The sequence below is a fragment of the Micromonospora sp. CP22 genome (assembly GCF_009712475.1).
In the GTDB taxonomy this organism is placed as follows: Bacteria; Actinomycetota; Actinomycetes; order Mycobacteriales; family Micromonosporaceae; genus Micromonospora.
Genome location: NZ_VCJO01000024.1, coordinates 1 through 13,699, shown reverse-complemented (window position 1 = coordinate 13,699; position 13,699 = coordinate 1). Strand labels below are relative to the sequence as shown.

General features: G+C 68.3%; 9 protein-coding genes, 1 tRNA gene and 1 pseudogene. 4 read left to right on the top strand and 7 right to left on the bottom strand.

Annotated features, from left to right (window positions below; translation table 11 throughout):
* Positions 1–251 precede the first annotated feature (251 nt).
* Positions 252–1,745, top strand: a complete 1,494-nt coding sequence (locus FF096_RS27375; protein ID WP_196222620.1) for a hypothetical protein — start codon at positions 252–254, stop codon at positions 1,743–1,745.
* A gap of 98 nt (positions 1,746–1,843) precedes the next feature.
* Here FF096_RS27375 and FF096_RS23875 read toward each other — a convergent pair whose 3' ends face one another.
* The 3 genes from FF096_RS23875 to FF096_RS23865 form a co-directional block, all read right to left on the bottom strand.
* Entirely contained in the window at positions 1,844–2,818 is a 975-nt protein-coding gene (locus FF096_RS23875) for a hypothetical protein (RefSeq protein ID WP_155221810.1), read from the bottom strand.
* 318 nt (positions 2,819–3,136) lie between these two features.
* Positions 3,137–3,208 (bottom strand) — tRNA-Pro (locus tag FF096_RS23870).
* 124 nt (positions 3,209–3,332) lie between these two features.
* Entirely contained in the window at positions 3,333–4,721 is a 1,389-nt protein-coding gene (locus FF096_RS23865) for a hypothetical protein (protein ID WP_230462900.1), read from the bottom strand.
* Between the two features lie 507 nt (positions 4,722–5,228).
* On the opposite strand from FF096_RS23865, the gene FF096_RS23860 reads away from it, so the two are divergent.
* Positions 5,229–8,180 (top strand): P-loop NTPase fold protein, encoded by a 2,952-nt coding sequence (locus FF096_RS23860; RefSeq protein WP_155221809.1) that lies wholly within the window; start codon positions 5,229–5,231, stop codon positions 8,178–8,180.
* An 813-nt stretch (positions 8,181–8,993) separates the two neighbouring features.
* Here the strand turns inward: FF096_RS23860 and FF096_RS23855 are convergent.
* Entirely contained in the window at positions 8,994–9,992 is a 999-nt protein-coding gene (locus FF096_RS23855) for a hypothetical protein (protein WP_155221808.1), read from the bottom strand.
* 175 nt (positions 9,993–10,167) lie between these two features.
* On the opposite strand from FF096_RS23855, the gene FF096_RS23850 reads away from it, so the two are divergent.
* Positions 10,168–10,527: a hypothetical protein gene (locus FF096_RS23850; protein ID WP_155221807.1), complete on the top strand. Its 360-nt coding sequence runs from the start codon at positions 10,168–10,170 to the stop codon at positions 10,525–10,527.
* A 430-nt stretch (positions 10,528–10,957) separates the two neighbouring features.
* On the top strand, positions 10,958–11,398 hold the full coding sequence (locus tag FF096_RS23845; RefSeq protein WP_155221806.1) for a hypothetical protein: 441 nt from the start codon (positions 10,958–10,960) through the stop codon (positions 11,396–11,398).
* Between the two features lie 33 nt (positions 11,399–11,431).
* On the opposite strand, the pseudogene FF096_RS26865 reads toward FF096_RS23845, so the two are convergent.
* The 3 genes and pseudogenes from FF096_RS26865 to FF096_RS23830 form a co-directional block, all read right to left on the bottom strand.
* Positions 11,432–11,855: pseudogene (locus tag FF096_RS26865) on the bottom strand (IS5 family transposase); the annotation flags it as partial.
* A 508-nt stretch (positions 11,856–12,363) separates the two neighbouring features.
* Positions 12,364–12,831, bottom strand: a complete 468-nt coding sequence (locus tag FF096_RS23835) for a hypothetical protein (protein ID WP_155221804.1) — start codon at positions 12,829–12,831, stop codon at positions 12,364–12,366.
* A gap of 90 nt (positions 12,832–12,921) precedes the next feature.
* On the bottom strand, positions 12,922–13,392 hold the full coding sequence (locus FF096_RS23830; RefSeq protein ID WP_155221803.1) for a hypothetical protein: 471 nt from the start codon (positions 13,390–13,392) through the stop codon (positions 12,922–12,924).
* Positions 13,393–13,699: the final 307 nt, after the last annotated feature.

Below are 13,699 nucleotides of genomic sequence, written 5' to 3'. Positions count from 1 at the left end.
TCCTACATAGCGGCGGGACCGAATTCGCCCACGACGGGGTCGCTTCGTGTGGCACAGGACATGGGTGGACCGCAAACGCAAGGAGCTGTCGGCGTACAGGAGCGAGTGCACAGGTAAGTGGCTGTGATCGGTTCTTCGCAGGGGATGGACTTCTTGCCGCAGGGCGCGACGGGGGAAGCTCAGTAGGATGCCGCAGTGCGATGTCGTCCGTCTGGCCAAGTACGAGGCCGACCGTTTCGCGGGGAGCTGTGGTGATCTCGGAAGTCACGCCACCCGCCATGGTTGCGGTGCTCCGTGGTCTGGCGGCGAACGCCGCGTTGGACATGGCATTGCTCCGGCCCTTGCTGGACAGTTTCGATCTGCTGACCCTGGTGGCGCTAGCCGAGCGAGAAGACTTGACCCGCGCGGCGGCCATGGCACTGGCTCGGCGCGCAGATCCGACGCTACGACGGTCGCTGGCGCGCAATCCAGTCGCCGCCATGCACGTGTGGTCCGTGCTGGTCGCCGATCCCGATCGGCAGGTACGTTGCGCGCTGGCGCGGGGCCACAGCCGCGACTTCCGGACCACGGTGGACCTGCCATTACCGGAGGCGGCCCAACGGGCGCTTGCCCATGACCCCGACGACCAGGTGCGTCACGCGCTCGCGTACCGGCCCAATCCAGCAATGCAAGTGGGGCTACACCTGGCAGCGGACCCTTCTGTCCCGGTCAGGCGGGCTGTGGCCCAGTCCTGGAGGCCGCTGCCGGATGTCGTTGCACGAGCGCTGTTGGCCGACTCGGACGCTGAGGTGCGCCGCGGCGCCCTCCTCGCAATGACACCACCACCCGACCTCGTGACTCAACTGCTCGCCGATCCCGAAACCCGCCAGGAGGCTGCCGAACAAGCACCGCTGAATTCCGAGGATGCCGCCGTCCTCGTCACCGATCCGAATCCTGCCGTCCGCGAAGCGGCGGCACGAAATCGCCATACCCCGCTCGCGATGGTCCTGCGGTTGGGCCGGGATCCGGACGAAGACGTCCGCGCGGCGGCGATGCTGCACCCGGACCTGCCCGACGAGGCACGCGAGCAAATCGCGGCAAGCGTGGACACCCGCGACTACCACGTCGCCGACTGGCTGCTCCCACACCGTTCGACGCTCGCCGAACGCCTGAAACATGTCGACTCCCGGTTCGTCTTCTGCCGCCGAGCGGTGGCCTTCTCGCCAGACCTACCCACCTGGGCCGTCGCGAGGCTAGCCGCCGACGAGGACTACAGCGTGCGGCTCTTGCTAGCCGAGAACCATCCCGAGGCCCCCGCAGACATCCTTCCCGACCTCATCCGCCGTGCCGGCCACGCACGCTGGAACCTCGTCAACCATCCCAACATGCCCGCACACGCCCTCGCCGAGTTCGCAGCCTCCGGCAACGACGACCTCCGCCGGGTCGCCGCCACCAGCCGGAACCTGCCAGCCACCGCTGCCACCCAGCTGGCAACCCACGACGACCACACCACGCGCCACCTCGTGGCAGCCAACCCGGCACTGCCACTGCCAGAGATCACCAGGCTGCTCCACGACCCCGACCCACAGCTGGCCGAAGCCGCCGCCCACAACCCCCACCTCCCACCCAGACTCGCTCGACAGCTCATCGCCAGCGGCGACGCCAGCCTCCCCAAGGCAGAACATGACAACGGACCGCCGGCCGCGGGACATCCACCGACCCCCGACGAAAGGACGCCGCGGCCGGCGAGTAGCGCCGGCGAGTAGCACTGTCATGGGCATCACCGCACGCTGGACGCCGCCGTCCCTCACGTTCTGTGACGCCCGGTCGGCGTCAGAAGCGGACGTCTGATCTTGAAATGCGCTCATTCAGTGAGCCGGCGGCACGCACTCCGGCTGGGCGGTAATCCGGCCTGCTTGAAGACGAGCTGGCAGCTCCCGTTCATCGGGTCCCAGAGCTGATCGTTTGTTACCAGCGCCCGAACCAGCGCGCGTTGCGGTTCAGTAAGGGGCCGGTGCGTCGCGTACGGCTTGGGGAACGCGAACCGCACCAACGCGCCCCAGCCGTCGTCGAAGCCGGCCCAACTGTCCCGACTGGCCGCCTGGCAGGCAGCCGTGGCGATCTCGTCGAAGTCAGCGGCCACGCGGATCGCCGCGCCGACGAGAGCGAACTGGTGAACCCCCGCAGGTGGTGGCTCAGCCAGCGCGGCCAGGATCAGCTCACGGGCGTGTGGGTCGTCCTCGTGAGCCAGCGCGGCCCGGAGCCGGACCGCTGGGTTCGGGTCGGAGAGCCGGTCGCGGAGGTCAACGCCGAGTTGGCCGAGGCAGTGCATCCACTCTGCCTGCGGCCCGGCGCCGCGTTCCGACCACTCGAGCACGAGCGCGGCCAGTTCCTCCCGTCGGTCCGCCAGGGACTGCATCCGCGCGATCGCCACGAGATTCTCCGCGCGGAACAGCGCCCGATCTGGCGGGGACGCCGCGAGCAGCGGAAGCACTACCGGGTACGCCTGCGCCACGGCATCGGCGAGGTCCGGCAGTATCTTGGCGAAGTCGCGATCGTCGGCGAGGTGGGTCACGCTCATAGCCGCGTCGCCGAGGAACTCTAGAAGCGATTCGACGGTGTCCGGGTGGGCTCGCTTCTCGGCGAGCAGCGCGGTCACGGCCCGAACTGCCGGCGCGGTCGCGGTCTCCGGGAAACCCTGATGCAGCACCGCCATGTCAAGGTGATCCAGCGCGGCCTCCCGGGCCTCGGCATCACCGAACTCCAGCGCGACCAGGTGCCCCGGGGTGTCGGTCGCCCGGCCGTATGCGTGCCCGAGCCGGCTCCAGTCAACCGTCATCGTCTCGTCCTCCGGTCCAGGTCATGGCTCGGGCACGACCTGGATCTCCAGTCGATGCCGGAGGTAGTCGTCGTTTGAGGTGCGAGCGGTCTGCCCGGCCTGAGCAACGTGGTCCCGCATCTGGCTGGGGTACGTCTGTGTCCAGGATGAGGCCTGGCAGTATGCATCGACACAGGTCCAGGTCGCCGGTCAGGAAGAGGCGTAGTGCGCTCAGGTGGAGCTCCACCGGCTACTCGCCGAGGGGCCTGCCGCCTCGACTCGCCGTTGACGTGCATTTTCCACGCTTCTCTCCAGCGCCTCAGATGGTAAGGCCGGGAGATCCGTTGACCGGGCTCGAACCGGCGTCCTCCCGGTCCCTAGCCGGGTGCTCTACCGCTGAGCTACAACGGATCTCCACAGGCCTCGCCGACCGGGCTCGAACCAGCGTCCACCCGGGCCGGAGCCGGGCGCTCTACCACTGAGCTACGACGGGCGCGATCATGCTGCCCGATCACGGCTCGACGTGTCCACCCCGTTACGGCAGCTCGCTGACCACGACGTCACCCGGGATCAGCGACTGCTCCAAGCCGCCCTTGATCGTCTTGCCGGAGAACGCCCCGCCGGCACGCAGCATCGACGCCCACACCGGGTCGACGATCGACACCCCATGCACCAACTCGGGCGTGGGCCGGAACACCCCGACGGCTGACAGTGGCTTGGGCCCTGTCCAACCCGACGTGACCGGGTCGACGCCACCATCGGCGCATGCCGCCTCCACATCCGTACGGGTGCAGGCGGCGGTGCCGTCGAGCACATCCCACGGCAGCGGCAGCCGAGCCCACACGCCCACGTCGGGGTGCAAGCCGCCGCCGGTCGACCGGTGCCACGCCGCCAGGTCCGCCGCGATCAGCATCATCGCCTTGCCTGGGCAGGACGCATCCAGCAGCCCAAGGGTGCCGGAGGCGTCCAGCGCCGCGATCCACGCCGCCCGCGCGGCGTTGTACGCGCCGCACAACAGGTTCCACGTCGACGAGTCGTTACCCCGCCTCACGATCATGGTGGCCCGATCGAACTCGCTGGCCACCCACACCCGCTTGAGCAAAAACGCGACCTGGCGCATCGTCGCCCACCACCGGCCCAGCAGCTCACCACGCTGCGCGTCGGTCAGCCGGGCGAGCACCGCCGGCGTCGGATGGGCCTGGGCGATCATCCACCAGTCCGTCGCCGGGCTGGCGGTGCAGTGCTTGAACAGCAGGTCGGCAATGCCGTCGTACGGGTTGTCCCGCCCTGACAGCGTGAACTCCCGCCGCAACTTACGCTTGGCCGTCATATACGCCACGAAGCACCCCGCCCACGGATCAGCCACAAACGCACCCCGCTCGATGCTCCCCGCGAACCCGGCCCGCGCGACCATCGTCAAACGCCGCTTGGTCTGCTCGACCGCCAACCTGTCAGCCTTCGCCGACAGCCGCTGCGTCACCCGGAACCGCCGGTTGTACTGCCGCTTCGACAACTCGATCCCGGCCGCGGCCCGGCCCTCCCGGTTCAACCGATCACGCAGAAAATCCAGCCGGGCCGGATCGACGGCACCCAACGATTCGCTCAGGCGGGCCGAAAAATCCAGCAGCGAAACAGGATCGTCCGGGTCGATGCCGTCCCGCGGCAGCTCGAACAGCCGCGCCGCGGCGTCGATCTGACGGGCACCTCCCACCGGCCGCGCGAAGTCCGTCGACATCGAACTCCACCCGTTCCACCGCGACGCCGCACGAGCCGCCCGCCCCAACGTCATCCGGTCCCGAAGCCCCAACTGGCCGCCCACCACCCGCAACACCAGATGCGCGACCTCCTCCGGCCGACGCCGCTCATCCAGCGACGTGTGCAACGCGACCAGAGCATCCTCAGCAGAGGTCTCGGCGATCGACATGGCGGGCATCCTGGCAGGCACGACGACACCGGAGCAATCCCATTCACCACTGAACCTGGCACCACACCAGGGGCATGCTCGACGTTGCCTACGCCACCTTCGATGGCGAGCGCCTCCGCGCGGGACCTCCCCGGCGAGTTGCGCAGGCCCAACAGCTGGTGTCGGTGTACGAGAGTTTCAATACAGAGCCAGGTACACAGACGTACACAGGCGGGATCCGCCACTACGGCTCCGTCGGCGACTGCGGACGCAGCGGCCTCCCTCCGCAGCTCACGCTGGGCTCGCAGATCCGGGTCCGCGCGCCCGGGTGAACCGCCCCGAATTTGTAGAGAGGTCGCCAGAAACCTGGTGGTCGATATGCCCGCTCTGGGGGAGTCCGGCCCAATCAGTGCCTGCCGTGGGCAGATGGTCGCCAACCCGCTACAACGGTAGTACTCGCCGGCAACACGGGCCGTAACTGAGGTCCGCGTGGTGGATCGATCGTGCGCAATCGGCAGGTTACGTTCGATGGATCCTGCCGATCGATCCGCCGGAGCGTCGATGCGTCTGCCCGACCGAGCACGGTCCTCGCTGCTCCTCATCGGCTCGGCCCAGTATCGGTCCGAGCACCTGCCCGACCTGCCTGGGGTCGCGAACAACGTCGCCGATCTGGCGGATGCGCTCACCGGCGATGCGGGCGGCTTCGATCAGCGTACCTGCGTGCAGCTGCTGAATCCGGACTCGGCACTCACCGTGCAGCGGGCGTTGCGCCGGCAGGTTCGGAGCACCGAGGACACGCTGCTGGTGTACATCGCGGGGCACGGTTGGCTCGGTCACCGGGGTGAGCTGTATCTGGGGCTGCCGGACGTTGACCCGGAGGAGCTGCGGGTGACCGCGTTGGCGTTCAACGCCGTCAGAGAGGCGCTGCTTGATTCGACCGCCGCGAACAAGGTTCTCATCATCGATGCGTGCTACAGCGGCCGGGCACTCGAAGGGGTGATGGCGAGCGAGGCTCCGCTGGGAGCACTGACCGCGATCGAAGGCACCTACACGCTGACCGCCACCAGTGGCAACCGGCTGGCCATCGCCCAGCCGGGGAGCCGGCACACCGCCTTCACCGGTGAGCTGCTTCGGCTCTTGACCGACGGTGTCCCCGGCGGTCCGGAGCTGCTAACCCTGGACCTCCTGTATCAGGAGCTTGTTCAGGCGGCGAAGGCCAAAGACTTTCCACAGCCCGAACAGGTCAACAGGGGGACCGTTCGCGATCTCGCCATTGCCCGCAACGCCGCGGTGGAGCAGACCGACAGCGGTGTCGGCGAGCAGTTCGACGACGGGGCTGTTGAGCTGCCGGCCATCGCACCGCGGTGGATTGTGCCGGGGTTCGCCGGCGAGCATGGGCTCACGCGCGACATGCTCGGAATCAAGGCCGACTCCGACGCGGTGGCGGTGCTGCTGGCATCGCGGAGCCTGAAACCGCCGCTGGCCTTCGGCGTGTACGGCAAGTGGGGCAGCGGCAAGACATTCTTTATGCGCACCCTTGAGCGCGAGGTCAAGGCATTGGCCGACGATGAGCTGCCAGGGCTGTGCCGCAAGGTCGAGAGTGTCTGGTTCAACGCATGGCACTACGCCGAGGGAAACCTGTGGGCAAGCCTCATCCATCGGATCTTCTCATCCCTGCACGGCGACGGCCCGGCGGCCGAGAAACGGCTCGACGCCGCCATGTCCAAGATCACGGCGGTGACTGAGGCGAAGGCCGAAGCGCAGGCCAAAGTACAGGCGGCCCAGGCGACCGCCGATGTCGCGGCCGATCGACTCAAGCAGCTCAAGATCGATTACCAAGAAGCCCGGAACAAGGCGAAGCAGGCCACCCTCAAGGACTCCTGGAAGGCGTTCACGCTCGATACCGAGGTCCGCGGACAGTTCGACGAGGCCAGACAGACGCTCGGACTACAGAAAGCCGGGGACAGTGCTCGCGAACTCGCCGACGCCGCTGCGGAGGTGCGGCAGCTCGCCGGGCGCGGCTGGGCGCTCGCAACCGCCGGACGTTGGTGGCAGACACCGCTGTTCCTGGGGCTGGTCGCGGCCGCGCTCGTCGCGGCGGCAGGCCTGGGCATCGCGGCGCTGCTCGACGGCCGGACGACGTGGCTGTCCCCCGTCATCCTCCGGATTTCCGAGCTGGGTGCCTTGGCCGCCGGAGGCGCGGCCTGGCTGCGGCGACAGACGGATCTCGCCCGCCGGCTGCTCCGGCCCGCCGAGGCGGTGCAGCGTCTGGTCGACGAACGTGTCGCCGCGCTCGATCGCGAGCACCAGAGCAAGTGCGAGGCGGCCGAACGGGAGCTCCGCGAGATCGAGGACCAGCGCGACGGTGCCCTGGCCCAGCTGGCCGAGGCCCAGGCGCGCGTCGCCGAGGCCACCGCCGAGCTCGACCAGCTCCACGGGCCGCGGCTGCTGGAGCACTACCTGGCCGAGCGGGTGAACAGCGCCGACTACCGGCAGTACCTCGGCGTCGTGGCGCAGGCTCACCGCGACCTGGAGGACCTGAACTCCTACTTCACGACCGCCCTCGACAGCGCCGGCGATGCAAGACCGGTCGACCGGATCGTTCTCTACATCGACGACCTCGACCGGTGCTCGCCGACGACGGTGGTCAGGGTCCTGGAGGCGGTTCACCTGCTGCTGGCCCTGCCCCTGTTCGTCGTGGTGGTCGGCGTCGATGCGCGGTGGCTCATCCGGTCGCTGCGCGAGGAGCATTCGGTGCTGCTGGAGTCCGGCGAGGACGCGTCGACCGCGACGACGGCCACCGACTACCTCGACAAGATCTTCCAGCTCGGCTACGGCCTGCCCGACATGACCGTCGACCGGTGCGCCGCGTTGCTGATCAACGCGGCCGTCGCCAGCCAGACGACTGGGCCGGACCAACCCGCGGCCGAGCGGGCGCCCGCCGACGCTGCCGAGCCCTCCCGGGCCGCGCCAGGCGCGGCGCGGTCCGATTCCACCGGCCGACCGGCCGTGAACCGGCCCGCGGACATGCAGCTGGCGGCCGTCAACGCGCTCGTGCTCGACGACCCGGAGCTGGCCCTGCTCGCTGCGGTCGCGCCGCTGGTCGGCACGTCACCGCGACGGACGAAACGCTTCCTCAACGTCTACCGCGTGATCCGGGCCCGCACGATGATGGACGAATCGCATAGCAGGCTCCTGGCCGAGCCCGGTGCCTCCGCTCAGCTCATCACCGTTGTCGCGCTTGCGCTCGGGCTGCCCAACCGGATGCCCCTCGCGCTCGACCTCATCGCGGCCGACGACCCCACCACCGTGGGCGCCTTCCTCTCCGCGCAGAAGGTGCCCCCGTCCGAGGCCCGGCTTATCCGAGGCTTCCTCGAAGTCGGCGGCGAGCTGCAGGAGCTGCCCGTCGGGGTGCTGACGCGATGGCTGCCGCTCGTCCGGCCGTTCGCATGGCCGTTCGGCAACACCCTGACGTACTGAAGGCCGCTATCCCCAGCGGGCCGAGTCCGGAGGGCGTCTTGCCCGTTGGTGAGGCGTCCTCAAGCCCATCCGAGCGGACAGCGGCTACCTATTGACTCGTGGTACGACCGCAGCTCGGCCAGATCCGTACACACGATTACCTCAAGCGCGGCCTGCGACATCGGGGGCACGCGGGAAGCCCTACGCCGGGCAGCATGTAGTCGTGGCTCCCGACCAACTCGTTGGCTGCGTTATTTTCGGGTTGGCCTCCGCCGGCGTGGCCGTTGCTCGTGCGATACGTCATTCGCGCAACCGCGCCTCCGCGGGGTTGCGGCCCTCGATGCGCTGCCAGGAGGTTCTGGCGGGGGACCGAAGAGTGATCGCGCGCCTGACCCGCGAAGTGTGACCAGGGCCGTGTGACCAGATGAAACTTCATCGACCGTTCGGTGGTATCAGAGGATGTGAGTCAGCTTGAGATCGATGGGTTCCGCCGAGTCGCTGACTCGGTGAAATCGGGCGCCGCGGAAGACCGGGCCGCGGAGGTTTCATACGGTCACAGTCGCCCCGGTCTCACCAGAGCCGCGAACCTCGCAAATCTGCAGCTCCACGTCATTCGGTACCTCATCCATATGTCGATAATCGCCGACGCGCCCACCAGCCGGCGGGACACCGGACGGGGCGGGGGGGGCGTCGGACGGAACTGGCGTCAGGGGCGGGGTCGGCGGCATGTCCGGATGGCGCTGGTCGGCAAGGCGCGTGTGGACGGGCTGTACAGGTGATGCGGCGGGCGGGCGGTGGCCCGGCTTCAGGCAGGCTCGGGACAGTCGTGCAGATTCATGCTTCGAATGGGTCCCAATGGGTCGCGTAGCGCAGCAGCGAGCGGGCCAGGTCGGGGTTTGCCGCTGCCCACCGGGTGTCGAAGAGGAACCATTGGTCGAACCCGAAGAAGTCATCGATGTATCGGGCGACTTGTGCGACGTGGGGGTCGAGCCGGATCAGCGATTCGGTAGGCCGTTGCGCGACTCCCGGCTCTCCTACGTCTCCACGGTTCGGGTCGGGTGTGGGCGCGTGGTCGAGGCCGGCGGGCGAGGGTGCGTATCCGGGTAGCCGGGCGTAGCGTCGCAGGGCCGCGCCGACGTCGTTGTCTTCCGGGGCGACGAGGGCCTTCAGGAGATGGGCGTCGTGGGGCCAGGTGTGGGCGTCGAGGTCGTCGGCGTCGCGCAGATGGGTGGCGAGGTCCGGCAGGGCCAGGCCGGGGAACACGGTGGCACCCGGCAGGTCCAGATTGCGGTAGGTATCGGGTGATTGCCAGCAGAGGCGCACCGAGTAGACGGACCCGGGGCCGGGCGGAACCAGCCAGACGGTACGGACGGGCACCGCAGGGCTGAAGACCGCACCGCAGGCGGCCGCGCTGGTGGGCAGGGGCCAGGTGTCGTGCAGCAGGAACGCGAGCCGGTCAGGCGACGCGGCAACGGCGGCGTCGTCGAGGAAGTAGTAGGCCAGGTCCACCTCGTCGTCATCGGTGCGCACGCGCAGGGCGTGCTCACCGAGCCGGATGAAGGTGTCCTCGTCGTCGCCCTCCACCCACAGGTGCCCGATCAACAGCGCACGCAGGTCGTCAACGGACTCCGGTCGAGGCAGGTGCCGCTTCCGGGCCTCCTCGAAGATCGACTCCAAGCCGTAGACGTCGCCGCCCAACTCGCTGTCGATCCATGCGTGCGGGTCGTCGTGCTCCCAGCCGCGGCGGAACCAGTCCAGCACGGTCGCGTCCGGCACGGTGACCACCCGCTTGCTGAACGGCGACTCCTCCCGCCACCGGCACACGAAGAACATGCCGGACACCCTAAGCGGATGGTCCGACACGGCCCTGCGGCGACGTCCCCCCGGCTACGTCCGGACGCCACAGCGGTCGGGCACCAACGTCATCTCCGCGGCAGGCGCTCTGTGGAAGACCCACCGTCGCCTCGGTGGGCTCGCTTCCGGCGGGCCGGAGCGAGACGATGGGTCGATGACCAAGCCGAACGAACAGACGCAGGACGAGGTTGGCTGGTTCTGCGTCCGCTGCGTCTTCCGTGTGGGCTCCGACTCGGCGAGCCAGTTGTACGAGGAACGGCTGACGCTGTGGCGCGCCGCAGGTTTCGACGAGGCGATCGGACTGGCCGAGGACGAGGCGCTCGGCTATGCGGCGGAGCACCCCGACATGGACTATGTAGGACTCTCCCAGGCGTATCGGCTGTTTGATGAGCCCGGGCATGGAGCAGAGGTCTTCTCGCTGCTGCGAGCCAGCGACCTGGATCCGCCGACCTACCTGACGAGGTTCTTCGACACCGGCGAGGAAAAACAGGGCGAGCTTGAACCCGACACCTGACCGAGCGCCACCCCTGTTTCCAGCACGTTTGCGCCGATCTCGCACCCGATCCGCGGCAGATCCGGATACGTCTGAGCGGCGCGCGAAGAAGCGGTCACGGCGGCCGCTCGTCGGGGCGTGAGCCTCACCAACTCGTGAGATTGCGCCGACGCCGCACTCTCACCGGCCGGCTCGGGCACCGTGCTGATCTTGGCAAGCAGCCCGCCTCGACCGGACATCCGGTCAGCCCCGCAACGCCGCAGTACCTCGGCTGGACCCGTTCCGACACTCGGCGGGAGGATGACGCTTCGTGCTGTGCGCGTGTGCATGCCGACCTGATCGCGCGGACGGTCGGTTCGAGTGGGGAGGCTGAACCGTGGGTATCGCGTGGCGTGATTCGCCGGAAGAACTGGTTGGACTGCTACGCCGACACGGCCTGACTCCGGACCGGGTGGACAACGTCGAGGCGGCGTGGAAGGCGTTCCGCGAGTTTCTGGCCCAGCCGGTCGACGGCCTGGAGCCAGGGCCGGACAGCGACGCCGACGGCTTCGTTGTTCAGTGGGGCCGGTACAGCTGGCACGACCAGCTCCCCAGCCTGAGCTTCACCCGACAGTTCGCCGTCGACGTGCGGGAAACCTGGACCGAGACCGACTGGTACCAGCCAGAATACTGGCAGGTGAGCCTGGACCTGGTGTTCCCAGACGCACCCGCGCTCGCCGATCTCGACCGGCTCGACGTGCAGAACACCGGGTTCGACTTCAGTCCACCCGGCCCCGAACGAGACCATGCGATCGGTGAAGCGGAGTGGGAACTGCAGCGGTCGCCCACACTGCAAGCACTGTGGGCGAGCACCCCCTTGCACAGCGCCGTCACGCTGGACCGTGCGGACTGATCCCCCGAGCGCCGCTGCCACACCCGGGTACGGGCGCCAGCACACGATGGCGCAGGCGAGGGTGAGGAATGCTTCGTGGGTGTTGTCGCGGATCTCCCCAGCGGATGCGTAGGCGGCGGAACCAGTGCAGCAGGGCGATGGTCTGCTCGACGCCCCAGCGGCGGGTGCCGAGGACGGAGCCGTGGCCGGTGCGGCGTCGGGCGATGACGGGTGTGATGCCGCGCGTGTGTAGCTCGCGGCGGTACTTGTCGAAGTCGTAGCCAAGGTCGGCGTGGATCCGGTCGGGCCGTTGCCGGGGCCTGCCACGGATGCCTTTGATCCGTGGGACCTTGTCGACCGGGGGCAGCAGTTGGGTGACGTCGTGGCGGTTGCCGCCGGTCAGGCTGACGGCGCGAGGGATGCCGCCCGCGTCGGTGATGACGTGGTGTTTCGAGCCTGGCTTGCGGCGGTCGACCGGGCACGTCAACGATTCCACGCCGCTGGATTCGTCGAAGGGGTAGCCGCCGATGCGGCGGTCGACTCGGGCCAAAGCGCCCAGCGGTAGGTACAGCTCCACGGTATCCAGGCCCTCGTACCGGGACAGGAAACCACCGCAGACGACGCGGGCGCCCGAGGGCAGCGTCAGCGCGCCGCGCAAGCGGCCATGCGCATGGAGGGCGGCCACGCCAAGCTCGAACACCGCGAACCCGGACCCGTCGGCCCGACGCACATGGCAACCCTGAACGCCGGCAACGCGCCACAGGGACCGTAGGGCCCGGTCGACATTGTCATCGTCAGCTGCGCCGAGCACCAGGCAGAGTTCGTAGAAGCCACCCGTCCAGTTCTCGTTGTCGTTCATGTCGTTCGCGATCCGAACCGCATCACCATCGCCGATTCGGCCGCAGACGTCACCCTGGTTCCTGCCGCACGCGTCGCGGCATGACAGTGCACTCGATCAAGTCTTGAGGGACTACGCAGCCGCCCGATCAGTAGTGGGCAAGGATCTGCGTGACAGGGTGGCCGAGAAGGGTGGCCACGTCGGCGAGTTCCCGGGCATCGAGTTCGTACTTCGCGCGGGTCGGGTTCATGGCGCACACCTCGAATCGGGCGAAGCCGACCGGCCAGTCGTAGCGAAGCGCGACCAGGGAGGTGACCGTAGCGCAGCACGGCACCGTCGTATCCAGGTTGTCGAAGCTCTCGCCGTTCTCCTCGATCAGATCGTAGAACCACTCCATATCGATCTCCGCGAGGCAGCACGAGCACGTGATCCTCGTGGTGTTCTCGCCGGCGTCGATCAGAGTGACTTTGTCGTAGAACTCGTGTTCGACTTGTTCGACGTCGTCGTCAGGACCGGAGAACAGCCGAGCGACGTAGGCCACGGCCGCGGCGGCGGCCTCGAGGGTGGGCTGCCAGGTCACGTCCGTCGGGATGAGACGTATGTATCCGTCACTCACGGCAGTCAGGATGCCTTGCCTGATGCCCTCATCAACGTCCGGGCCATCGTCCGCGCGAATGTGGCGACTCGCCGCTGACGGACGGAGGTACTACGCGGTTGGCTCGGCGGGATAGCCGCACCGTTGCGGCGAGCAGTCCTCGGCGTGGTCCCTCGACCAGAGGTAGTAGTCCCGCTCAAGCATCCGAGCAGTCACCGCGAGTCGGCGTTGCCGTATTACGGGCACGGTCGATGGCAGTGCCGTGAACGTTTCCGGGAGCACAGCCAGTGTGCCGGTGATTTGCTCGCCGTCGACCATGCGTAGGAGCACGCGGCATTCCCACCAGGGGTGGTCCTTGTCGGGCCAGTAGTAGTTGGCCGGGTCGGGGAAGAGGTAGTGCGGGGTATTCGGGTCCAGGTGTGCCCGAAACTCGGGGCTTGCGGATCCCATCCCGAGCCGTCGCCTGCCCGCCTCCTCGTACAGGGCGTACATCTGGTCGCGGTTGAGGGCCTTGAGTATCCGGGCCTGCCGGGGAAGGGGCTGCCGACCGGGTGGGGTACGGACGGGCCAGCCGGCCAGCACACGTAATCCTTGTCGAAGGTTCCAGGCAGCAGCATCCTTGCGGGGCGTCGGGAGCGGGGGAGGCGGTGTCCACTGGTATCCGGCTTGGGCGATGTGGCGCAGCATCCACTTCCGCCCTTGTTCTCCGGTGGTGTTCCAGGTCCAGCTCATCGGCCGGGTCTGCATCGCCCGGTCTCGCCGGCTGATAAGCCCCGGGCGAGAAGGTCGCCATCTGCCTTGCGGGCGGGCGACTAGCTTGATCTTTAACCTGTGGTCGGTTTGTATCGACCCTGGCTGATCATGGCCGCAGCCCTTGGTTGATCATTCT

Coding starts and splice junctions, on each gene's coding strand:
- FF096_RS23875 (WP_155221810.1), bottom strand. CDS start 2,818: ATGACGGTTGACTGGAGCCGGCTCGGGCACGCATACGGCCGGGCGACC.
- FF096_RS23865 (WP_230462900.1), bottom strand. CDS start 4,721: ATGTCGATCGCCGAGACCTCTGCTGAGGATGCTCTGGTCGCGTTGCAC.
- FF096_RS23860 (WP_155221809.1), top strand. CDS start 5,229: ATGGATCCTGCCGATCGATCCGCCGGAGCGTCGATGCGTCTGCCCGAC.
- FF096_RS23855 (WP_155221808.1), bottom strand. CDS start 9,992: ATGTTCTTCGTGTGCCGGTGGCGGGAGGAGTCGCCGTTCAGCAAGCGG.
- FF096_RS23850 (WP_155221807.1), top strand. CDS start 10,168: ATGACCAAGCCGAACGAACAGACGCAGGACGAGGTTGGCTGGTTCTGC.